Raw genomic sequence first — 21,677 nt, 5'->3', positions numbered from 1 at the left:
GTAGATTTGCCCCCTTATAGCGCAACATGAGGAGCCCTGACATGCCGTCATTCGATATTGTCTCTGAAGTCAAAATGAACGAGGTGTTGAACGCCGTCGATAACGCCAATCGTGAACTGGCTACCCGTTTCGATTTTCGTGGTGTTGAAGCCAGCTTCGAGCTGAACAAAGAAGAAGTGAAGCTGGAGGCCGATGCCGATTTCCAGCTCAAGCAGATGGTCGAGATCCTGCGCGCAGCCCTGCTCAAGCGCAATATCGAGAACAGCTCAATGGACGTGGGTGATAGCGTTCACTCTGGCAAGCGTTTCCACCTGAACGTCAAGTTCAAGCAGGGGATCGAGAAAGAGATCGCCAAGAAACTGGTGAAGCTGATCAAGGATTCCAAGATCAAGGTGCAGGTCGCCATTCAGGGTGATGAAGTGCGGGTCACCGGCAAGAAGCGTGACGATCTGCAGGAAGCCATGGCGCTGGTACGTGGTGCCGAGCTGGGTCAGCCGATGCAGTTTCAGAATTTCCGCGATTGATAATGGGCGGGAGGGTTCGGCCCTCCCCCCTTGCGCGCTCGCCACGCAGTACGGCCGTCAAAGGTTCGATGACAGAGCCATAAAAAAACCGGAGCAGCTGCTCCGGTTTTTTGTATCTGCATTACCCGTTTGATTAGAACTTGTAGGTAACGGAGAAGTAGTGGCTGAAGCCGGAGCTCTTCCAGGGAGTACCGTCAAACGCGGTAGAGCCGTCTTTGGTGCCGTAGGCATCCATGAAGTACTTCAGGCCATAACCCACAGCGTAGCGATCAGAGTGCCAGTAGATACCGTGGAAGGTCGCCAAGTTGTCGCTGGTACGGTCGGCACGGCTGTGGGTATCCAGATCGAAGGCATAATCCAGGTAACCTTGATAGGAGACGAAGCTGCCGTTGCTGAAGGTATAGAAAGGCTTGAACCAGTTCATAGCGAACCAGTAACCGTTCCAGTCACCTTCTTCTTCGGTGAAGAACTGGTTTTCAGTGGCGTGACGGGCATACAGGTTCATGCCAACTTTGCCAAACCAAGGCACCATGACATCGGCACCCAGACCGATCATGTTCTCCATCTGGTTGTCACCGATGTTGTTCAGGGAGGCGATGTACACCTCTTGCACCGGGCCGAAGGAGAGATCTTTGCCAGTCAGCGCATCCAGAGACAGACGCGGTGCAAACTTCATGAAGAGGTTCTGACCATCGTGCTTGTCGCTGTGACGGGAGTTGAAGACGTCGAATACGTCGACGTAACCGTACAGATCAAACAGACCTGAACGACCACCGAATTCCATTTCGAAATAGGTGTCTTTGTAGCCATCCTGACCGGCGGTGAAGGGACGCTGGTCGATGGTGTGCATGAGGTTGAACTGCATCCACTTGTAATCATTCTTGTGGATGTCACCACTGTAGTCAGCAGCAAAAGCCGGGGTGGCGGCTGCAGCCAGCAGACCGGCAGCGATAAGAGTCTTGGTAAATTTGGCCATTTTATTGGTCTCTTGTACGTTAGTTGAGGTTTTCCGTAGCCTACCCATAAGGAGCGGGGGGCATTCTAGCCAAATAAATTCATCGGAGAAACAAGAGCTGGGGAACTTTATTTGGAAGTGTGAATCCAATCACCCCCAAATTTACGCAAACGCTTGCTATTTATCCGATTCCGGTGGCAACGGCTTTCCTCGTTTGGCAACCATGATGATCAAGATCAACACAGGGATGCCAAGCAGGCTGGTACCGATGAAGAAGGTACTGTAGCCAAACTGTTCGACGAAATGTCCAGAAAACCCGGCCAGCAGTTTGGGCATCAGCAGCATGACTGAGCTGAACAGGGCGTACTGGGTGGCGGAAAACGCCACGTTGGTCAGGCTCGACAGATAGGTCACGAAGGCGGCTGTTGCTATGCCGGCGCTCAGGTTGTCGACTGAAATGATCAGGGTCAGCAGCTCGAGGTTGTGACCCACTTCATTGAGCAGGGCGAACAGCAAGTTGGTGCTGGCGGTGAGCAGGGCGCCGAGAAACAGGATTCGCAGGGTGCCAAAGCGCATCACCAGCACTCCCCCCAGGGCGGCCCCCACCAACGTCATGATGACGCCATACACCTTGGTGATGGTGGCCACTTCCGTCTTGCTGAACTGCATGTCCACGTAAAAGCTGTTGGACATCACCCCCATTACCACATCCGAGATGCGATAACAGGCGATGAGCCCCAGGATCAGCATGGCCGAGCCGCCGTAACGGCGGAAAAAATCGGCAAACGGACACCAGATGGCCTCGTAGATCCAGGCGCCGGCGCCGGCCAGCGAGGTGGGCCAACCACGGGAGAGCAGCAGCGCCTTACGCGCCGCTTGCTGCTCGTTCTGACCGGCGAGATCGATATCCGGTTCGTGGCAGATCAAGGTGGTGATGACGCCGAGTGACATAAGAGCCGCCATCAGCAAATAGGTGAGTCGCCAGCCGTTGTAGTCATAGCCGCTGTTGCTGCCGAACCAGGCGGCCAGCGCCAGCGCCCCTGCGCCGGCCATGATCATTGCCAGCCGGTAACCCGTCATGTAGGAGGCCGCCATGGCCGCCTGCAACCGCTCCGGCGCAGACTCGATGCGATAGGCATCGATGACGATATCCTGCGTCGCGGAAGAAAACGCCACCAGCAGGGCAAACAGGGCGAGTTGGGCGAGCTGGGTCTTGGGATCGCAATAAGCCATGCCTACCAGAGAGAGGGCAATCACTACCTGGGAGAGCAGCATCCAGCTGCGGCGCCGTCCCAGCCAGCGGGCGAGCAGTGGCAGCTGCAGCCGGTCAACCAGCGGCGACCACAGCCACTTGAGGCCATAGGCCAGCGCCACCCAGCTCATGTAGCCGATGTCGGTCAGGCTGACATCGGCCTCGCGCAACCAGAACGAGAGGGTGCCAAAGACCAGCAGCAGAGGCAGGCCGGACGAGAAGCCCATGGCAAACAGTATGAGGACCCGAGTCTCGAGGTAGACGGCGAGCGAATCTCGCCAGCTCGGTGTACGGACAGTGTTCAAATACCTGACTCCTCTGGGAAAATTGCGCCATTTTGTCAGGTTCGGGGGGGATAGCCAAGGCAAGCCGAGCGTGGTGGGTCTCGATTCAGGGGCGTGAACCCATGCAGTGGTGCGGGCAGGGGCCCTCGGTGGTCAGATAGTTGGCACACGCCATCAGCTGCAGGCGCAGCCAGACGTCGGTGATGATCTGCTGCTCATCCCACTGATGCAGGCTGTGCAGCAGGTACCAGAACACCCCTTCCTGGTCGGTGGCCGGTTGTTTGTCTGCCGGGATATGGGGCAAGTCTTGCCAGTGAGAGAGGAACTGCCAGCTCAGATCTTCCAACTGCTGATAGGGGATTTCTCGTGCCAGAAAATGACGAACCGCCTGGGCCAGCGAGACTGTGTGTTGGGCTAGGTAGTCGTTGCAGGTCACCGGAACCTCCTTCTCCTCATGTGGGCCATACCCCGGGGAAATGGGGTAAGGTCAGAGTATAGAAAGGGACGCCGGTGACCCGGGCAAAGACGCGGCGGAATGTGATCCGGCCCGCGTTATTTCTCCGCCAGCAACACCACCTTCTTCAGGATAATGGGGCTGGTGGGCACGTCGTTGGCGCGCAGAATGGAGCTGTAACCCGTCTGCACCTGGGCCAGTTTGTCCAGCACCTCCATGCCCTGTACCACTTGGCCGAATACGGTATAACCGGCGCCAGCACTGGCGTTGAGGTTGTTGTTGTCGGTCAGGTTGAAGTAGAACTGGCGGGTGGCGCTGTCCACGGCCTGGGTGCGGGCCATGGCGATGCTACCACGCTTGTTGGGCAGGCCGCCCTTGGACTCGTTGACCACGGGGTCAAAGGTCGGCAGTTGCTGGAACTGCTGGTTATAGCCGCCCCCTTGCACCACGAAGTCCTGGATCACCCGGTGGAACAGGCTGCCGTCATAGCTGCCGTCCGCTACGTAGCGCAGGAAGTTTTTCACCGTCTGCGGCGCCTGCTTGGAGGCCAGCTCCACCACTATGTTGCCGTGATTGGTCTCCATCCTGACCTTGGGGCCAGCGAAGGCCAGTGGGGTGATCAGCATGATCAGTAACCAGAGTTTTTTCATTTAACTATCCTCGCTCAGTTCGGTTGACCCTTGAGATAACCACGCAGGGCATTGTCCGCCATGATCTGTTGCAGCAAGCTGCCCAGCTGCTGGTTCAGGATGGATTCCAGCTCGGCCATGGTCGGTTCACCCGGACCTTCCTTGCTGGAGGACATGTTGAACTGCTTGGTCAGCTTGCTGCCCTGGAAGTCCGCAATCACTTGCAGGCTGACGCGGGACTTGGTGACATAAGTGAAGGTCTTCTCTTCCACCGTGACAACGGCGCTGGAGATGGCCAGGGTCAGATTGGTGGTACCGCTATTGCCAACGATCAGTCCCTGGCTGCGCAGACCTTCCGCCAGTTTCTCGGCCAGCAGGTTGTTGAGCGGCTGTTCGCTGTTGACCAGCACGACGGCCTTATCTTTCTTCTTGATGGAGAAGACGTAGGCAGCTTCACGCTTGTCGACTCCTTCAAGGGTGATGCGGTTGCCTGAGTAGTACTGCTGATTGGAAGGGACCACCTGCGGGTTGAGCAGCGCGGTTTCCGGCCAGTGAGTCGCGCAACCACCCAGCATCAGGGCGGCCAGCAGCAAGAGTGACTTTTTCATCATGGTTTCCTTTAAAGCGTTTGATGGCAGTTAACGTTTGATGGCTTTCAAAATAACGAATTTGCTGTTCGACGCAACGACCTGTGCGTTGGCAAACAGGCGCTTGAGTTTGTTGTGATAATCCAGATGACGGTTGCCTACTATCCAGAGTTCCCCCCCCTGGGGCAATACCCGGTGGGCATCGCTGAACATCTGCCAGGCGATATGATCGGTGATCGCCTGCAACTGATGGAAGGGCGGGTTGCAGAGGATCCGATCCGCCGAGCCCACCTCCACACCATCGAGACAGTTATTGACCATGAAGCGGGCGCGGGGCAGGGCATCCGGCAGATTGTGTTCGACGTTGAGCCGCGCCGAAGCGACCGCCATATGGGATTCGTCGATAAAGGTCACCTCCACTTCGGCATCCCGCGCCAGCAGCGCCAGCCCCAGCACGCCGTTGCCGCAACCCAGGTCGATCACCTTGCGTGCACTGTGCACAGGCAAATTGTCCAGCATGAAACGGGCACCAATATCCAGGCTGGTACGCGAAAACACATTGGCATGGTTGTGGATGAGCATGTCGGTGCCCTCCAGTGGCCAGACGGTCGGGAAGGGATTGTTCAGGGGGGTGGCCGATGTGCCATCGACGGTGCAATGAATGAGGCGTGCCTTCTTCCAGGCCAGCGAAGTGCGGGTCTGTCCCAGGTATTTTTCAAACAGCGCCAGGGTCGAACTGTGAATGTCCTTGGCCTTGCCGGCGGCGAGGATGCGGGTGGCCGGGGTTGCCACCTGACGCAGGGCCAAGAGTTGCTGCTCCAGCAGCGCCTGATATTTGGAGACCTTGATCACCACAAGTGCCGGGGCTGGCGGCAGAGGGGACAGCGTATCCTGCAGCGTGATGGCATTGGGATCCAGCTGGTTTTCCGCGAGGTTGGCCAGGGTGGCCCGCTCGCTGATGTAGGAGTCGCTCACACAGACAGGAGTATGGTCGTGCAGGTAGGCTGCCAGGGCACCGAAGCCGTCATTCATAATGATGACGGGGCCCGCTTGCGCGAGCGGTGCTTCTGCCAGGGTATTGATCAGATACTCGTCTGCCGCATCCCAGGCCTGCAACGGATCCTGGCTCTGGCGTGGATAGCGATACAGGGTCAGACGACAATGAGCCGTTTCGAGAAGGGTTTGCATAAGCGAAGCGTCCAGATGATTCATAAAACAGGCGCCAGCGGGGCGCAAAGTGGCGCTATTCTAGCGGGGGCGGAGAATTTCACCAGTCCGGCGGCACAGGGCGAGAGGCAAAACCGGGCCCATTTTCCCGTGGCGGACGATTTCGTCATACCACCAACCCTGGCTACAATGGCCGGACATCCATTTTGGGAGTTTTGCTCGTGACCATGCAACAACAGATCGAGGCCAAGTTGGCCGCTGCTTTGTCCCCCAGCCACCTGCAGGTGATCAACGAAAGCTACATGCACAGGGTCGCGCCGGGATCAGAGAGCCATTTCAAGGTAGTGGTGGTGAGCCAGGCTTTTGAGGGTCAACGATTGTTGGCACGCCATCGCCAGGTCAATGGCGTGCTGGCCGACGAGCTGGCGGGTGCCATTCATGCACTGGCGTTGCATACCTATACAGAGCAGGAGTGGCGGCAACGGGAACAGGCACCGACGACCCCGAGTTGCGTCAGCAAGAATGGTCTGGCCTAAGTCTATTGACTAATTGATTACCCAATCCTCGATTAATTAACAATTGCTAAACGTTTTTTGCGGCGTCGCTAGCCCCTGCTTGTGACGTCGCTCTCCTGCTCAGATATTCAAATTTCTAGTCGATTTTTGAACATAAACGCTATTACCTACTTTGGGGTAATAATGGCCAGTGCGAGGCAAATCCTGAGGTTTAGTGAATAAATCGGCATGATTAAATTTCGATGATTTTGTGATAGAGCGGGGATTTTCCCCATTTTGCATGGCAGTAAACTGGCCATAAGTGCTAAACTCAACTGCTTTTGAATGACCCTGTATGTTGCTGATTTGTTTGTTTCTTCGACATTATTTTGCAACATAAACGGGCTCATTCAACAACTCGTCGTGATGTATTTCTCGGCGCTAATCAACCTGTCTTCCCTTAACGGTAGTGCAAGTGAGTATGATTACAATTAAAAGAGGACTGGACATCCCCGTGCTGGGTGCTCCGGAGCAAGTAATCTACGATGGCCCGGCCATCACCCGTGTTGCTACACTCGGCGAAGAGTTCGTGGGGATGCGGCCTACTATGTTCATCAAAGTAGGTGATCGCGTCATTAAAGGTCAGGAGCTCTTCGAAGATAAGAAGAATCCCGGCGTTAAATTCACGGCCCCTGCCACCGGTGTGGTTTCAGAGATCAACCGGGGTGCCAAGCGCATTCTGCAATCCGTTGTCATCGAACTCGATGGGTCCGACGAGCAGGTGACCTTTGAGCATTTTGCGTCCGCCGAGCTGGCACAGCTCGCGCGCAGCAAGGTGCAAGAGATCCTGGTCGCATCAGGCCAATGGACTGCGTTGCGTACCCGCCCGTTCAGCAAGGTGCCGGCCGTGGAGTCTTCTCCCCGCGCCATCTTCGTCACCGCGATGGACACCAACCCGCTGGCCGCCAGTAGCGACCTCATCATCAAGGAACAGTCTCAGGCTTTCCTCGATGGTTTGGCGGTATTGACTCGCCTGACTGATGGCGCTGTCTACGTCTGCAAGGGCGAGGCCAGTCTGCCGCACGCTTCCCTGGCGCAAGTCAAAGAGGAAGTGTTCGTCGGCCCACACCCTGCCGGTCTGCCTGGTACCCATATCCACTTCCTGGATCCGGTCAGCGCCAAGAAGGTGCAGTGGTACATCAACTATCAGGATGTCATCGCTTACGGCAAGCTGTTCACCACAGGCCAGATCTTTACCGACAAGGTGATCTCTTTGGCCGGTCCGAACGTGGTCAAGCCACGCCTGCTGCGCACTCGCATGGGCGCCTGCATCAGCCAGCTGACCAACAACGAGCTGCGTGCGGATGAAAACCGCGTCATCTCCGGTTCCCTGCTCAGTGGTGCCAAGGCCGAAGGTGTGCATGACTACCTGGGTCGCTACCACAACCAGGTGAGCGTGCTGGGCGAAGGGCGTGAGAAAGAGTTCCTGGGTTGGGTCAATCCCAGCGCCAGCAAGTTCTCCATCACCCGCACCACCCTATCTCATATGATGAAGGGCAAACTCATCAACTTCACTACCACCACTAACGGTAGTGATCGCTCCATGGTGCCTATCGGCAACTATGAGCGTGTGATGCCGCTCGACATCCTGCCGACCCTGCTGCTGCGGGATCTGATCTCCGGTGACATCGATGGCGCCCAAGCGCTCGGTTGTCTGGAGCTGGATGAGGAAGATTTGGCGCTCTGTACCTTTGTCTGCCCCGGCAAGACAGAGTACGGCCCAGTCTTGCGTGAGTGCCTGACCAAGATAGAACTGGAAGGTTAAGCGATGAGTTTCAAGCAACTTCTTGAAAATATGGAACATCACTTCGAGCCGGGTGGAAAGTACGCCAAGTACTACGCCCTGTTCGAGGCGGCGTACACCCTGTTTTATACCCCCGGGTCCGTGACCCGCAATGCTGCCCACGTTCGTGATGCTATCGATCTGAAACGCATGATGATCATGGTGTGGCTGGCCGTGTTCCCGGCCATGTTCTGGGGCATGTTCAACGTCGGCAATCAGGCGATTGCTGCCATTGCCCATATGGGTACGGCAGCCGGTGCCGACACCTGGCAATATGCACTGGCACAACTGCTGGGAGCCTCGCTGGATCCTGCGGTCGCCGGTATCGGCAGCAAGATGCTGATCGGCGCCACTCACTTCCTGCCCATCTACCTGACCGTGTTCCTGGTTGGCGGTTTCTGGGAAGTGCTGTTCGCCATGGTGCGCAAGCACGAGATCAACGAAGGCTTCTTCGTGACCTCGATCCTGTTTGCTCTGATAGTGCCTCCCCAGCTGCCCCTGTGGCAAGCCGCGCTGGGCATCACCTTCGGTGTGGTGCTGGCCAAGGAAGTGTTCGGTGGTACCGGCAAGAACTTCCTGAACCCGGCCCTGGCAGGTCGTGCGTTCCTGTTCTTCGCCTACCCGGGTCAGATCTCCGGTGATGCTGTCTGGGTTGCCGTTGATGGCTACTCGGGCGCAACCGCGCTGAGCCAGTGGGCCCAGGGCGGCCAGATGGCGCTGATCAACGGTGCAACCGGTCAGGCCATCAGCTGGATGGATGCCTTCCTCGGAAATATGCCTGGTTCCATAGGTGAAGTCTCTACCCTGATGATCCTCATCGGTGCCGCCATGATCGTCTACATGCGGATCGCCTCCTGGCGCATCATCGCAGGTGTGATGATCGGCATGGTCGCTACTTCTCTGCTGTTCAACGTCATTGATTCCGGTACCAACCCCATGTTCAACATGCCCTGGCATTGGCATCTGGTGCTGGGTGGCTTCGCTTTTGGTATGGCCTTCATGGCGACCGATCCGGTTTCTGCCGCCTTTACCAACAAGGGCAAGTGGTGGTACGGCGCGTTGATTGGCGTCATGGTTGTGCTGATCCGTGTCGTGAACCCTGCGTTCCCGGAAGGCATGATGTTGGCCATTCTGTTTGCCAACCTGTTTGCCCCCCTGTTTGACCATTTCGTGGCTCAGGCGAACATCAAGCGGAGGATCGCTCGTGGCGTTTAAGAAAGACTCTACTGTCGGCACCCTGACGGTTGTAACTGGTCTGTGTCTGGTCTGTTCCATCGTGGTCTCTGTGGCTGCTGTGGGTCTGCGTCCAGCTCAGCAGGTAAACAGGGCGTTGGACAGACAAAGCAACATCTTGTCCGTTGCCGGCATCGATATCAGCAATGTAGCCAGGCGTGACCTGGCCCAATTGTACGGTGAGAAGATTGAAGCGCGTCTGGTTGACCTGACCACGGGTGAATTTGTTGACGGTGATGCCGACAACTTCGACATCAGGCGGGCAGCGAAAGACCCGGCTACGAGTATTCGTCTGGCGCCAGCCGACGACAGGGCTGGCTTGCGTCAGATCTCCAGAGTGATGCCGGTGTTCTTTGCCAAGGATGCAGAAGGCCAAGTCGGCAGCATCATACTGCCCATCTCCGGCCAGGGTCTGTGGTCTACCATGCATGCATTCGTCGCCGTGGCTGCTGATGGCGAGACCATCCAAGGCATCACCTACTATGACCACGGGGAAACCCCGGGGTTGGGTGGCGAGATTGGAAATCCGGTCTGGCAAGCGCTGTTCAAGGGCAAGAGGTTGTTCGATCAGGATGGCATGCCAGCCTTGCGAATCATCAAGGGCCAAGCCCCTGAAGGTTCAATGCATGAGATCGATGGCCTGTCAGGCGCGACTCTGACCGGCAACGGTGTACAGAACACGTTCGACTTCTGGATGGGACCCAAGGGCTTTGGTCCTTTCCTTGCCAAGGTTCGTGCAGGAGAAATCAACAATGGCTGACAAGAGCGAAATGAAGAAGTTGCTGTTGACGCCTGTGCTCGGCAACAACCCCATTGCACTGCAGGTGCTGGGTGTCTGTTCCGCGCTGGCCGTTACCAGCCAGATGCAGACTGCGTTTGTGATGACGCTGGCGGTGACCGCGGTAACCGCCTTCTCCAACCTGTTCATCTCCCTGATCCGCAACCAGATCCCGAACAGCGTGCGGATCATCGCCCAGATGGCGGTGATTGCCTCACTGGTTATCGTGGTTGACCAGGTGCTCAAGGCGTATGCCTACGACATCTCCAAGCAATTGTCGGTATTCGTGGGTCTCATCATCACCAACTGTATCGTCATGGGCCGCGCTGAAGCGTACGCCATGAAGAGTGCCCCGTTGCCCTCTTTCCTGGATGGTATCGGCAACGGTATGGGCTATGGCGCCATTCTGTTGAGCGTCGCTACCGTGCGTGAACTGCTGGGCTCCGGCACCTGGTTCGGCATCGAGCTGCTGCCGCTGGTGAACAACGGTGGCTGGTACGTGCCCAACGGCCTGCTGCTGCTGCCGCCGAGTGCATTTTTCATCATCGGTCTGATCATCTGGGGCGTACGCACCAAGGATCCCAAGCAGGTGGAGGCGAAGGATTAAGGTATGGAACATTATCTGAGTCTGTTGATTCGTTCGATTTTCATCGAAAACCTGGCCCTCTCTTTCTTCCTGGGGATGTGTACCTTCCTGGCAGTCTCCAAGAAGGTCAAGACATCTATGGGTCTTGGTGTTGCTGTCATCGTGGTGCAAACCATCGCGGTGCCGGTCAACAACCTGATCTATAACTACGTCCTGAAGCCGGGGGCTATCTCCCCCGAGCTGGATCTGAGCTTCCTGAGCTTTATCACCTTTATCGGTGTTATTGCGGCACTGGTGCAGATCCTGGAGATGGTGCTGGACAAGTACTTCCCGGCCCTCTACAACGCGCTTGGCATCTTTTTGCCGCTCATCACTGTGAACTGTGCCATCTTCGGTGGCGTCTCTTTCATGGTGCAGCGTGACTACAACTTCATCGAGTCTGTGGTCTACGGTGTGGGTTCAGGGGCAGGCTGGATGCTGGCGATCGTTGCGCTGGCAGGTATCCGCGAGAAGATGAAGTACTCCGATGTTCCACACGGCCTGCGTGGTCTGGGCATTACCTTCATCACCACAGGCCTGATGGCGCTGGGCTTCATGTCCTTCTCTGGTATCTCCCTGTAATCGGCTTTCCTGCAATCAGAAAGGAACGATAGATGGAAATTATTTTGGGTGTGGTCATGTTTACCGTGATCCTGCTGGCACTGGTGGCAGTCATTCTGTTCGCCAAGTCCAAGCTGGTGACTGCGGGCGACGTGACAATCAGCATCAACGGTGATCCGACCAAAGCCGTGGTTGGCCCTGCTGGCGGCAAACTGTTGGGTGCACTCTCCGGTAGTGGTATTTTTGTCTCCTCTGCCTGTGGTGGCGGTGGCTCTTGCGGTCAGTGCAAGGTACGGGTGAAATCCGGTGGCGGCGACATTCTGCCGACCGAGCTGGATCACATCAGCAAGGGTGAAGCCCGTCATGGGGAGCGTCTGGCCTGTCAGGTCACTGTGCGTTCCGACATGGATATCGAGCTGCCGGAAGAGATCTTCGGGGTGAAGAAGTGGGACTGTACCGTTATCTCCAACGATAACAAGGCCACCTTCATCAAGGAGCTCAAGCTGCAGATCCCCGATGGCGAGAGCGTCCCGTTCCGCGCCGGTGGTTATATCCAGATCGAAGCCCCGGCTCACCACGTGCAGTACAAGCACTTCGATATTCCCGAGGAGTATCGTGGCGACTGGGATCGCTTCAAGATCTTCGAACTGGAGTCCAAGGTCGATGAGCCAATCATCCGTGCCTACTCCATGGCCAACTATCCGGAAGAGTTCGGCATTATCATGCTGAACGTGCGGATCGCGACCCCGCCCCCGAGCAACTGGACTGCCCCTCCGGGACAGATGTCTTCCTACATCTTCAACCTGAAGGCTGGCGACAAGGTGACCATCTCCGGTCCGTTCGGTGAGTTCTTCGCCAAGGACAGCGACGCCGAAATGGTGTTCATCGGTGGTGGTGCAGGTATGGCGCCGATGCGTTCCCATATCTTCGACCAGCTGCGTCGTCTGAAGTCCAAGCGCAAGATGAGCTTCTGGTACGGTGCCCGTTCCAAGCGCGAGATGTTCTATGTCGAAGATTTCGACATGCTGGCGGCCGAGAATGACAACTTCCAGTGGAACGTTGCCCTGTCTGATCCGCAGCCGGAAGACAACTGGGATGGCTACACAGGCTTCATCCACAACGTCTTGTTTGAGAATTACCTCAAGAACCACGAGGCGCCGGAAGATTGTGAGTTCTACATGTGTGGACCTCCGGTAATGAATGCTGCCGTCATCAACATGCTGAAAAACCTTGGCGTTGAAGACGAGAACATCCTGCTGGATGACTTTGGTGGTTAATCAATGCACAGTGTTGTAAAGACCTGGCTAGCCTTCGGGCTAGCCTTTTTCTTGACTGGGTGTGGTCAGGAAACGGTCCAATCCAAGCCGGAGATCCACATTACCGGCAGCACCATGGGTACCTACTACTCCATCAAGGTGGCGGACAACGTCATCAGTGATCCGGCCAAGTTCCAGGCCGAGGTCGATCTCCTGCTGGAGCGGGTCAACGACCAGATGTCGACCTATCGTCCCGATTCCGAGTTGTCGCGTTTCAACCAGCACAGGAGCTCGACCCCTGTGGTGGTCTCTCGCGACACCGCACGGGTGGTGACGGAAGCCATTCACCTTGGTCGTGAGAGCCGTGGGGCGTTGGACGTTACCGTCGGTCCCCTGGTCAATCTGTGGGGTTTCGGGCCAGATGCCCGTCCGACCAAGATCCCGTCCGAGGAGCTGCTCACCCAGACCCGCCAGAAGACCGGTCTGGGCAATTTGCATGTGATCACCTCCGTCGATGCTGATACCCTGCGAAAGGATATTCCGGATCTCTACGTGGATCTCTCCGCCATTGCCAAGGGCTTTGGCGTGGACAAGGTGGCCGAGTACCTGGAGTCCATGGGGTCTCGCAACTATCTGGTGGAGATCGGTGGTGAACTGCGTATCAATGGCGTCAACGGCAAGGGTCACCCCTGGCGCGTGGCCATCGAGAAGCCGACTGCCAATGCCAGCTCCGTGCAGGAAGTGATAGTGGCCGGTGACAACGGGATTGCCACCTCGGGTGAATACCGCAACTATTACGAGATGGACGGTAAGCGCTTCTCCCACACCATAGATCCCATGACGGGCAAGCCCATCCAGCATCGCATGGTGTCGGTGACAGTGGTCCACCCCTCCTGCATGACGGCAGACGGGTTGGCGACTGTGTTCATGGTGCTCGGGCCCGAGAAGAGCCTGGCCTATGCCAAGGAGCGCGGGCTGGCTATCTTCGTGATCACCAAGACGGCCGATGGCTTTGAAGAGGCTTATTCAGATGCCTTCAAACAGTATCTGGTTAGAAAGTAAGAGGCGGTAGCATGCAGATTTTCTTGATCACCTTCGGGGTGTTTCTGGCGGTAGTGATGGCCATGGCCATAGGTTACATCTTCCAGAAGAAGACCATCTCAGGTTCCTGCGGTGGGCTGGGCACGGTCGGCATCGAAAAAGAGTGCGATTGTCCGGAGCCCTGTGAGAGCCGCAAGAAGAAGATGGCCAAGGAAGAGGCCCGTCGCAAGATGCTGACCGATAACCGGATCATCTGAGCGAGTCTGGGGCTGGAGTCGCACTCGACCCCATGCTGGATAGCAGGCGGGCTGACCTGATGGGCAGCCCGCTTTTTTGTAGAGGTGTGCTCAGTAGTCGTATTGATGACAGGCTTTCTTCTTGAACTCGGCCTTCCAGCGCGCCAGCTCTTCCCGTGTGCCCAGCTCGTCTCCCTGCCTGATGGACTGCTCCAGTGTCGCTATGCGGTCATATAGCCAGCTGCATTCGGCAGTCGGGTTATCCTTGCTGCTGCCTGGTTGCGACAGCAGGCAGAACCCCAGCGCTAATCCCAGCCAGAGTGCTTTCATCTCGTCCTCCTTGACCCATGGGGTGGTGAATGGTGCCTTAAGAGTCTATGCCTGTTCGTCGTTTTATGCTGATGGCAGAAACGCCAGCGCTGGGTTAGCATAGGCAGGTTGCCTGTTTATTCATACAGTGGTATGCGCAAAATCATTCACATCGACATGGACTGCTTCTACGCGGCGGTAGAGATGCGGGACAACCCGGCCCTGCGCGAGGTGCCGCTGGCCATCGGCGGCTCGACCGACAGGCGTGGCGTCATCTCGACCTGCAATTATGTGGCGCGCCGTTTCGGGGTGCGCTCCGCCATGCCGAGCGGCTTGGCCAAAAAGCTCTGCCCGCCGTTGGTGCTCATTCCTGGCCGGATGGCGGTCTACAAAGAGACCTCCCGCCAGCTGCGCACCATCTTCCTGCGCTATACCGAACTGGTGGAGCCGCTTTCCCTCGACGAAGCCTATCTCGACGTCACCGACAGCCCCTGTTGTGGCGGCAGCGCCACCCTGATGGCGGCCGAGATCCGCGCCGCCATTGCGCGCGAGCTGGGGTTGACCGCCTCGGCCGGGGTTGCGCCAAACAAGTTTCTGGCCAAGCTGGCTTCGGAGCAACGCAAGCCAGACGGCCTGTTCGTGATAACGCCGAATGAGGTGGATGAGTTCGTGCGCCAGCTGCCTTTGGCCAAGTTGCCGGGGATTGGGCACAAGACGGCCGATCGGCTGGAGTCACAGGGGCTTTACTCCTGCGAGGATGCACGAGTGCTCAGCAGCGAGGAGCTGATTGCCCGATTTGGCAAGTTGGGAGAGATGCTGACGGGGCGGATCTGGGGCCATGACGATCAGCCCGTGCAGGCCCAGCGAGTGCGCAAGACCATAGGTGTGGAGACCACCCTGGCTAGCGACGTGCTGGATGAGGCCGCCTGCTGGCAGGTGCTGAGCCGGCTCATTCCCGAGCTGGAGCAGCGCTTTTCGGTCGGCTATGCGCAGGCGCAGCTGATGGGGCAAGGGATCAAGCTCAAGTTTGCCGATTTTCAGCAGACCACTGTCTATCGCCGTGGCGGCTATCAGCCCGAGCTGTTTCACGACCTGCTCCATGAGGGGCTGCTGCGGGCACAGGGCAAGCCGATCCGGTTGCTCGGCCTGGTGGTCGGTTTGCCCCGTGACGGAGAAGTTAACCAGCTCAGCCTGGATTTTGCCTGATAAGGTTAAGTTTTTGTTTCTAAACCCGATAAACTGATCACATCTGTATGAGCTAGGAATGGTTGCATGAGTTCTCTTTCTGTTCAGGGGCGCATTACTCTGATCGCCGGTTGTTGTTTGTTGGCCAGTACCGGTGCACTGGTCGCCTCTTCTCTTTATAGTGCCGCCCGGATGCAGGATAAGGTACTGGCCTCCACCACGGAGGAGGCGCAGCGTTCGGCCGAAAACTGGATGAAGGCGATGGGATCCGAACAGGCGGCCAAGGTCACCAGTTATCTGGATGAGGCCTATTTCCGCACCACCTTGTTGGCGCAGGGGGTCCTGTTCCAGCGCAAGAATGCGGCGGATAATTTCGGCTCATCCGAGACGCTGCGTGGCGCCGTCAATCAGCAACTGCACGATGCGGCGGCCTCCTCGGACAATCTGCTCGGTGTCTATGCGGTGTTCGAGCCGGATCAGCTCGACGGGGAGGACAGCAACTACCATGGCTCCAGTGCGCTCGGCGCCAACGACAAGGGGCGTTTCTCCACCTATTGGGCCCGGGTCGACGGCAAGATAGAAGCTGAGGTGCAAAACGAATCCGTGCTGGCGGACGAGAGCCCGACGGCGGCTGGCGGTGTGGAGAACGAATGGTATCGCTGCAGCATCCGCAGCAAGGCGCTCTGTCTGCTCGAACCTTATCTTGACGATGTGGGGTCGCAGAGGGTGCTGATGACCTCGGTGACAGTTCCCCTGCTGCAGCAGGAGACTCTGCTTGGCATGGTCGGGGTCGATATCTCACTGGCCACCTTGCAAAACCTGGTCAAGGAGATGGGTCAGGTGCTCTACGACGGTCAGGGCAAGGTGCTGCTGGTCAGTCACGAAGGGCGCGCTGCTGGGGTGGATGGCTTTGACGTGACCCTGGGCAGCCCGCTTGGCCAGCAATATCAGGCGCTGGCCGGCGATCTGACTGGCTGGCTCGGCCAGGGGCAGACCATGACCCGCTGGAGCCCGGACGGTGCTTTGCTGCAAACCTTCGTACCGGTCAGGATGCGCGGCACCGCGCAGACATGGGGCATCTATATCGAGTTGCCCCGTAGTGTGGTGCTGGCCTCGGCTCGTCAGCTGCAAGAGGAGCTCTCCAGTCAGGCCCATCGCAGCGTGGTCACCCAGCTGGTGATAGGTGGTGTGATCTCGGCGATCGGGCTGCTCTGTATCTGGCTGATGGCCCATCAGATAGTGGCGCCCATCCGCGCCGTGGTGGCCCGCCTCAAGGACATAGCCACCGGGGAGGGGGACTTGACCCAGCGCATCGACTTGCATCGCGATGACGAGATAGGTGAGCTGGCCAAATGGTTCAACAGCTTCCTCAACAAGTTGCAATCCACTATCAGCCAGGTAATAGACACGGTCGCGGGTACCCGTGCCAGCGCGGAGCAGGCGGCCCTGGTTGCCGAGCGCACCAGTGCCGGCATGCAGGCCCAGTATCAGGAGGTGGATCTGGTGGCGACTGCCTTCGAGGAGCTCAGCGCTACCGCGCTGCAGGTGGCGGGCAACGCCAACTCGGCGGTGGCGGCAGCCAATCAGGCCGATACCTCGGCGCAGGAGGGCAAGTATGTGGTGGCCGATACCCAGGAGGCGATGCGCAAGCTGATGGCGGTGATCAGCGACGCCAAGCCGGTGGTGGAGCGGCTCTCCGCCAACAGCGAGAACATCAACGACATTCTGGTGGTGATCCAGGGCATCGCCGAGCAGACCAACCTGCTGGCGCTGAACGCGGCCATCGAGGCGGCGCGGGCTGGTGAACAGGGCCGTGGCTTCGCCGTGGTGGCCGACGAGGTACGCAATCTGGCGGGGCGTACCCAGAACGCCATCGTCGAGATCCAGACCCTCATAGGGCAGCTTCAGTCCGGTACCCAGGCCGTGGTCAAGGCGATCATGACGGGCCACAGCCAGGCGGATGTGACGCTGACAAAGGTGGATCTGTCGGTCAGCGTGCTGGAGAAGATCATCCATGCGGTAGCGACCATACATCAGATGAACGAGCAGATTGCCCGGGCGGCGCAGGAGCAGAGCGGGGTGGCGGACGAGATCAATCGCAACGTCAGCAACATTCGCGATGTGGGCCACACCATACGGGCCGAGGCGGCGACCTCCGCCGAAAACGGGCGCGAATTGTCGGCGCTGGCGGACAAGCAGCAACAGCTGGTGGGGCAGTTCAAGGTATAGGGATAATAAAAAAGGCGCCATCCAACCGGAGGCGCCAAACACATTCAGATGACAGACTGGGTTAAATCGGTCAGATTTAAGCCCCTCTTCCCGCAGAGGAAGAAACACAACACCACAATCGCAAACCACTGACTCACAAAAATCACATGTAAACCAACATGGAAGAGAAGAAGTGAGCCATATGACAACGGATTGCGAAGCGAATTATGTTTATTCACTGGTCGGCCCGCAACCGACAAATTATAATGCCGCCCATTAGAAAAACTCATCATCGGCTGGTCTCATGTCTCGTCGTTTACCCCCGCTCAATGCACTGAAAGCATTCGAAGCTGCGGCTCGTCACTTAAGCTTCACCCGGGCTGCGGAAGAACTGTTCGTGACCCAGGCTGCTATCAGTCACCAGATCAAGGCGCTGGAGGAGTATCTCGGCATCAAGCTGTTTCGTCGCAAGAACCGCTCCCTGCTGCTGACCGAGGAGGGGCAGGGCTACTTCCTAGACATCAAGGACATCTTCACCTCCATCTCGGAGGCGACCGACAAGCTACTGGCCCGCAGTGCCAAGGGGGCGCTCACCGTCAGCTTGCAGCCGAGTTTTGCCATCCAGTGGCTGGTGCCCAGGCTGGTGAAGTTCAGCGAACGCCATCCGGACATAGACGTGCGGATCAAGGCGGTGGATATGGACGAGGGGTCGCTGACCGACGATGTGGACGTGGCTATCTACTACGGCCGTGGCAACTGGCCAGGGCTGAGATCCGACAAGCTGCACACCGAATACCTGATCCCCGTCTGTTCGCCGCTGCTGCTGACCGGCCCCAAACCGTTGCGCACCCCGGATGACCTGACCCGTCATACCCTGCTGCACGATACCTCTCGCCGTGACTGGAAGGCCTGGTTTCGCCAGCTCGACATAGATGCCCCCAATGTCAATCAGGGGCCCATCTTCAGCCACTCGACCATGGTGATCCAGGCGGCGATCCACGGTCAGGGTGTGGCGCTTGGCCACAGCGTGCTGGCCCAGCCAGAGATCGAAGCGGGCCGACTCATCTGCCCGTTCGAGCAGGTGCTGGTGAGCAAGAACGCCTTCTACCTGGTGTGCCAGGAGCAGCAGTCCGATCAGGGCAAGATAGTGGCCTTTCGCGACTGGATGCTGGAGTTGGTGGAGCAGGAGGAGGCCCGTCGCCGGGCACGGCTTGCCGATGCAGCCGATGCCTAGGTCACCACAGACGGGTGCATGTTGTCGGGTGAGACCTGCCAGGTGGCGTGATGAGTGACGTGATGAGGGAGGGGGCAAGCGATGCCCCCGTTCGTATTTTACTGGCCCATGGTGCCGGTGCCGGCATGGAACACGCTTTTCTTTCCGAGTTGTCACGCCTGTTGGCGGGGCCTGATATCGAGGTGGTGCGTTTCAACTTCCCCTACATGACCAAGCGGGCCCTGGATGGCAAGCGCAGGCCGCCGGACAGGCAGCCGGTGTTGCTTGACCATTGGCGCCAGATGGCGCGGCAATTCGCCCATCCCCGGTTGTTTCTGGCGGGCAAGTCCATGGGGGGACGCATGGCGGCAGAGCTGTATCGCGAAGGAGGGGGCGAGATGAATGCTGCAGGATTGCTCATTCTCGGGTATCCTTTCCACCCCCCGGCCAAGCCCGACAGCTGGCGGGGCGAGGTGCTCAAGCAAATCAAGACGTCGACCCTGCTGTTGCAAGGGGAGCGCGATACCTTCGGCACGCGTGCCGAACTGGCAGATTTTCCTTTCTCACCCCACGTATCGGTCCACTGGCTGACCGATGGTGACCATGGCTTCAAACCGCGAAAAGCCAGTGGTGTGAGCGAGCAGGAAAACCTGCAACAGGCGGCCGATCGGATAAAGGGCTTTATCGCCACCACCCGGGTTGAGGCCTGACGGTGGTGAACGAGACAACGAGGGAGCTAAGGATGCAGATCCATCGACATTGGCTGGTGCTGGCGGGTTTTTTTGGCCTGACGGCGACCCTGTTGGGGGCTTATGGCGCCCACGGTCTGGCGGCGAGCGGCGTCATGCCTTCGCAGCTGGCGGCGTTCAACACCGCCGTGCAGTATCAGTTTTTTCACGCATTGGCCCTGCTGGTACTGGGTTGGTGCGGTGTGCGCAGCAAGGTGATCACCTTTGCTGGCTTCGCATTTGTGCTGGGGATCCTCGGATTTTCCGGCAGTATTTACGCCATGGTGCTGCTCGGCAGCAAGGGGCTGGGGCTCATTACCCCGGCCGGTGGCCTCTGTTTTATGTTGGGATGGGCGGCTCTGATATGGGCTGGCTGTCGTCTTGGAGGAAAGAATGAATAATCTGCTGCTTTATTGCCGCCCCGGTTTTGAGAAAGAGGCGGCGGCAGAGATCACCGAGCGTGCCAGTAACATGCAGTGCTACGGTTTCGCCCGGGTCAAGGACGACAGCGGTTATGTGATATTCGAGTTGTATGACGAGGAGCAGGCCGATCTGCTGGCGCGCAAGCTGCCATTCAGGGAGCTTATCTTTATCCGTCAGATGCTGGTGGTGACCCACGAGCTGAAGGATCTGGATGTTGCAGACCGGATCTCGCCCATCATAGAAGCGACCCGCGAATACACTATCTGCGGCGATCTGCGGGTTGAAACCGCTGATACCAACGAAGCAAAAGAGCTGTCAGCTTTTTGCCGCAAGTTCACCGTGCCGCTTCGTCAGGCGCTGCGCAGCAACGAGATCCTGACCAAGAAAGAGACGCCGCACCGCCCGGTGTTCCATGCTTTCTTCATGGCCAATGATCACCTGTTGCTGGGCTACTCCTATTCGTTCAACAACTCTGAATTTCACATGGGCATTCCTCGCCTGCGTTGTTCGCCAGATGCACCGAGCCGCTCCAGCCTCAAGCTGGAAGAGGCCTTCTATGTGTTCGTGCCACGGGAAGAGTGGGACCTGCGTCTCACCTCCGGCATGAAGGCGGTGGATCTGGGCGCCTGCCCGGGTGGCTGGACGCATCAGCTGGTGCGTCGCGGCATGATGGTGACCGCAGTGGATAATGGCACCATGGCACAGTCCCTGATGGACACTGGTCAGGTCAAGCACCTGCGTGATGACGGTTTCGTCTGGCGGCCCAGCAAGAAGAACATCTACTGGCTGGTGTGCGACATGGTCGAGAAGCCAGCACGGGTGACCCACATGATCGCCGACTGGTTCCGCGAGAACGACTGCCAGGAGGCCATGTTCAACCTCAAGCTGCCGATGAAGAAGCGTTACGCCGAAGCGGTGCACAACATAGAGGTGTTGCGCGGCCTGCTCAAGGAGATAGACAACGCCTTCGTCATTCAGGCCAAGCAGCTCTATCACGATCGCGAAGAGATCACAGTGCACGTCTACAACAAGTACTGGGTTTCCAAGCTGGAAGCCAAGGAGTGATATCCGGCCCCTTGCCGTGAGCAGAAAAAAGACCGACGGCAGTGATGCCGTCGGTCTTTTGCTATCTGCGCCATGCAGCCAATGTCAGAAGCGGTAATCGAGACGCAGTGATGACTCGTCATCCGTGACTTTGAGCTCAATCTGCAAGGGGATACTCTTGTCGACCGGGTTGAACTGCAGTTTTACCCCATCCCCTCTGAATTTGATGGCGGTGTCCATGCCCGCTGCCTTGAATTTGATCCTGGGTTTGTGCTGTTCAAAGGAGAGGCTTACGCTTTTTTCTGCCGTCAGATTCAGGGTCGGATAGGCGGTAACCTGCTTGTTGCCATCGCTGTCCGTCATGATTTCTACCCCGAAGGAGAGCGGTTTGGGGGCCTTGAGCAGCTCGTTGGTATCCAGGGTGGAGCGCCAGACCTGGCTGGCTTGCTGGGTGGCGGCAGCCGGTGGCTCTCTCCAGGCATTGTCGACCGGCCTATCTACTGCCATGACGCTGCTGTTGATGAGCAGCAGGCTGAAAATAGCGCGCATAATGGATCTCCTAATCCCTTATCTATTGAACATAGTAGCCAATTGATGAGGGGGAGAGCGCGCCGCGAGATAAAACAAAGGGAGCCGAGGCTCCCTTTT

Annotated in this window: 24 protein-coding genes; 16 read left to right on the top strand and 8 right to left on the bottom strand. The window is 57.8% G+C overall.

Annotation, left to right across the window (positions count from 1 at the left end; genetic code table 11):
- The first annotated feature begins 41 nt into the window (after window positions 1-41).
- Window positions 42-524, top strand: a complete 483-nt coding sequence (locus GWQ22_RS12430; RefSeq protein WP_005311958.1) for a YajQ family cyclic di-GMP-binding protein — start codon at window positions 42-44, stop codon at window positions 522-524.
- Window positions 525-657: 133 nt separating this feature from the next.
- Here GWQ22_RS12430 and GWQ22_RS12425 read toward each other — a convergent pair whose 3' ends face one another.
- The 6 genes from GWQ22_RS12425 to GWQ22_RS12400 all read right to left on the bottom strand — a co-directional run bounded on the left by GWQ22_RS12425 (window position 658) and on the right by GWQ22_RS12400 (window position 5,873).
- Entirely contained in the window at window positions 658-1,500 is an 843-nt protein-coding gene (locus GWQ22_RS12425) for an outer membrane protein OmpK (protein ID WP_275930486.1), read from the bottom strand.
- Window positions 1,501-1,656: 156 nt separating this feature from the next.
- On the bottom strand, window positions 1,657-3,036 hold the full coding sequence (locus GWQ22_RS12420) for an MFS transporter (RefSeq protein WP_275930485.1): 1,380 nt from the start codon (window positions 3,034-3,036) through the stop codon (window positions 1,657-1,659).
- Between the two features lie 85 nt (window positions 3,037-3,121).
- Window positions 3,122-3,451 carry a hypothetical protein gene (locus tag GWQ22_RS12415; protein ID WP_275930484.1) on the bottom strand — a complete coding sequence of 110 codons (330 nt, stop codon included), beginning with the start codon at window positions 3,449-3,451 and terminating at the stop codon, window positions 3,122-3,124.
- A 116-nt stretch (window positions 3,452-3,567) separates the two neighbouring features.
- The gene (locus GWQ22_RS12410) at window positions 3,568-4,119 is read right to left on the bottom strand and encodes a peptidylprolyl isomerase (protein WP_275930483.1); all 552 of its coding nucleotides are present in this window, start codon (window positions 4,117-4,119) and stop codon (window positions 3,568-3,570) included.
- A gap of 14 nt (window positions 4,120-4,133) precedes the next feature.
- The gene (locus GWQ22_RS12405) at window positions 4,134-4,706 is read right to left on the bottom strand and encodes a YajG family lipoprotein (RefSeq protein WP_212512818.1); all 573 of its coding nucleotides are present in this window, start codon (window positions 4,704-4,706) and stop codon (window positions 4,134-4,136) included.
- A 30-nt stretch (window positions 4,707-4,736) separates the two neighbouring features.
- Window positions 4,737-5,873: a methyltransferase gene (locus GWQ22_RS12400; protein WP_108537884.1), complete on the bottom strand. Its 1,137-nt coding sequence runs from the start codon at window positions 5,871-5,873 to the stop codon at window positions 4,737-4,739.
- Window positions 5,874-6,079: 206 nt separating this feature from the next.
- Here GWQ22_RS12400 and GWQ22_RS12395 point away from each other — a divergent pair, with 206 nt between their 5' ends.
- The 9 genes from GWQ22_RS12395 to nqrM all read left to right on the top strand — a co-directional run bounded on the left by GWQ22_RS12395 (window position 6,080) and on the right by nqrM (window position 13,940).
- Complete coding sequence (locus GWQ22_RS12395; protein ID WP_108537891.1) at window positions 6,080-6,388, top strand: BolA/IbaG family iron-sulfur metabolism protein; 309 nt, start codon at window positions 6,080-6,082, stop codon at window positions 6,386-6,388.
- Between the two features lie 439 nt (window positions 6,389-6,827).
- Complete coding sequence (locus GWQ22_RS12390) at window positions 6,828-8,171, top strand: Na(+)-translocating NADH-quinone reductase subunit A (RefSeq protein ID WP_275930482.1); 1,344 nt, start codon at window positions 6,828-6,830, stop codon at window positions 8,169-8,171.
- Window positions 8,172-8,174: 3 nt separating this feature from the next.
- Entirely contained in the window at window positions 8,175-9,404 is a 1,230-nt protein-coding gene (locus GWQ22_RS12385) for an NADH:ubiquinone reductase (Na(+)-transporting) subunit B (protein WP_275930481.1), read from the top strand.
- Window positions 9,394-10,182, top strand: a complete 789-nt coding sequence (locus GWQ22_RS12380) for a Na(+)-translocating NADH-quinone reductase subunit C (protein WP_275930480.1) — start codon at window positions 9,394-9,396, stop codon at window positions 10,180-10,182. The genes GWQ22_RS12385 and GWQ22_RS12380 overlap by 11 nt, the downstream gene beginning before the upstream one ends.
- Window positions 10,175-10,807: an NADH:ubiquinone reductase (Na(+)-transporting) subunit D gene (locus GWQ22_RS12375; protein WP_042038082.1), complete on the top strand. Its 633-nt coding sequence runs from the start codon at window positions 10,175-10,177 to the stop codon at window positions 10,805-10,807. The genes GWQ22_RS12380 and GWQ22_RS12375 overlap by 8 nt, the downstream gene beginning before the upstream one ends.
- A gap of 3 nt (window positions 10,808-10,810) precedes the next feature.
- On the top strand, window positions 10,811-11,407 hold the full coding sequence (gene nqrE / locus GWQ22_RS12370) for an NADH:ubiquinone reductase (Na(+)-transporting) subunit E (protein WP_042038084.1): 597 nt from the start codon (window positions 10,811-10,813) through the stop codon (window positions 11,405-11,407).
- 32 nt (window positions 11,408-11,439) lie between these two features.
- Window positions 11,440-12,663, top strand: coding sequence for an NADH:ubiquinone reductase (Na(+)-transporting) subunit F (nqrF, locus tag GWQ22_RS12365; RefSeq protein ID WP_042038085.1), 1,224 nt, complete (start codon window positions 11,440-11,442; stop codon window positions 12,661-12,663).
- A 3-nt stretch (window positions 12,664-12,666) separates the two neighbouring features.
- Complete coding sequence (locus GWQ22_RS12360; RefSeq protein WP_042038087.1) at window positions 12,667-13,704, top strand: FAD:protein FMN transferase; 1,038 nt, start codon at window positions 12,667-12,669, stop codon at window positions 13,702-13,704.
- Window positions 13,705-13,715: 11 nt separating this feature from the next.
- On the top strand, window positions 13,716-13,940 hold the full coding sequence (gene nqrM / locus GWQ22_RS12355) for a (Na+)-NQR maturation NqrM (protein ID WP_275930479.1): 225 nt from the start codon (window positions 13,716-13,718) through the stop codon (window positions 13,938-13,940).
- Window positions 13,941-14,030: 90 nt separating this feature from the next.
- Here the strand turns inward: nqrM and GWQ22_RS12350 are convergent, their stop codons facing one another.
- Entirely contained in the window at window positions 14,031-14,249 is a 219-nt protein-coding gene (locus tag GWQ22_RS12350; RefSeq protein ID WP_275930478.1) for a hypothetical protein, read from the bottom strand.
- A 132-nt stretch (window positions 14,250-14,381) separates the two neighbouring features.
- Between GWQ22_RS12350 and dinB the strand changes: the two genes are divergently transcribed.
- The 6 genes from dinB to rlmM all read left to right on the top strand — a co-directional run bounded on the left by dinB (window position 14,382) and on the right by rlmM (window position 21,050).
- On the top strand, window positions 14,382-15,434 hold the full coding sequence (dinB, locus tag GWQ22_RS12345) for a DNA polymerase IV (RefSeq protein ID WP_275930477.1): 1,053 nt from the start codon (window positions 14,382-14,384) through the stop codon (window positions 15,432-15,434).
- A 66-nt stretch (window positions 15,435-15,500) separates the two neighbouring features.
- Window positions 15,501-17,642 (top strand): methyl-accepting chemotaxis protein, encoded by a 2,142-nt coding sequence (locus tag GWQ22_RS12340; protein ID WP_275930476.1) that lies wholly within the window; start codon window positions 15,501-15,503, stop codon window positions 17,640-17,642.
- A gap of 283 nt (window positions 17,643-17,925) precedes the next feature.
- Window positions 17,926-18,855: a transcriptional regulator GcvA gene (locus GWQ22_RS12335; protein ID WP_042038096.1), complete on the top strand. Its 930-nt coding sequence runs from the start codon at window positions 17,926-17,928 to the stop codon at window positions 18,853-18,855.
- A gap of 50 nt (window positions 18,856-18,905) precedes the next feature.
- A complete protein-coding gene (locus tag GWQ22_RS12330) occupies window positions 18,906-19,544 on the top strand; it encodes an alpha/beta fold hydrolase (RefSeq protein WP_275930475.1) in 639 nt (212 codons plus the stop codon).
- Between the two features lie 32 nt (window positions 19,545-19,576).
- Window positions 19,577-19,963, top strand: a complete 387-nt coding sequence (locus GWQ22_RS12325; protein WP_275930474.1) for a DUF423 domain-containing protein — start codon at window positions 19,577-19,579, stop codon at window positions 19,961-19,963.
- Window positions 19,956-21,050 carry a 23S rRNA (cytidine(2498)-2'-O)-methyltransferase RlmM gene (rlmM, locus tag GWQ22_RS12320; RefSeq protein ID WP_042038100.1) on the top strand — a complete coding sequence of 365 codons (1,095 nt, stop codon included), beginning with the start codon at window positions 19,956-19,958 and terminating at the stop codon, window positions 21,048-21,050. Before GWQ22_RS12325 ends, rlmM begins: the two co-directional genes overlap by 8 nt.
- Window positions 21,051-21,134: 84 nt before the next feature.
- Here the strand turns inward: rlmM and GWQ22_RS12315 are convergent, their stop codons facing one another.
- Entirely contained in the window at window positions 21,135-21,578 is a 444-nt protein-coding gene (locus tag GWQ22_RS12315; RefSeq protein ID WP_275930473.1) for a hypothetical protein, read from the bottom strand.
- Between the last annotated feature and the right edge of the window lie 99 nt (window positions 21,579-21,677).

It is taken from the genome of Aeromonas sp. 1HA1 (assembly GCF_029237385.1).
GTDB lineage: Bacteria > Pseudomonadota > Gammaproteobacteria > Enterobacterales > Aeromonadaceae > Aeromonas > Aeromonas popoffii.
The sequence above is the reverse complement of the archived record's forward strand: the minus strand, read 5'-3'. Positions and strand labels throughout refer to the sequence as shown.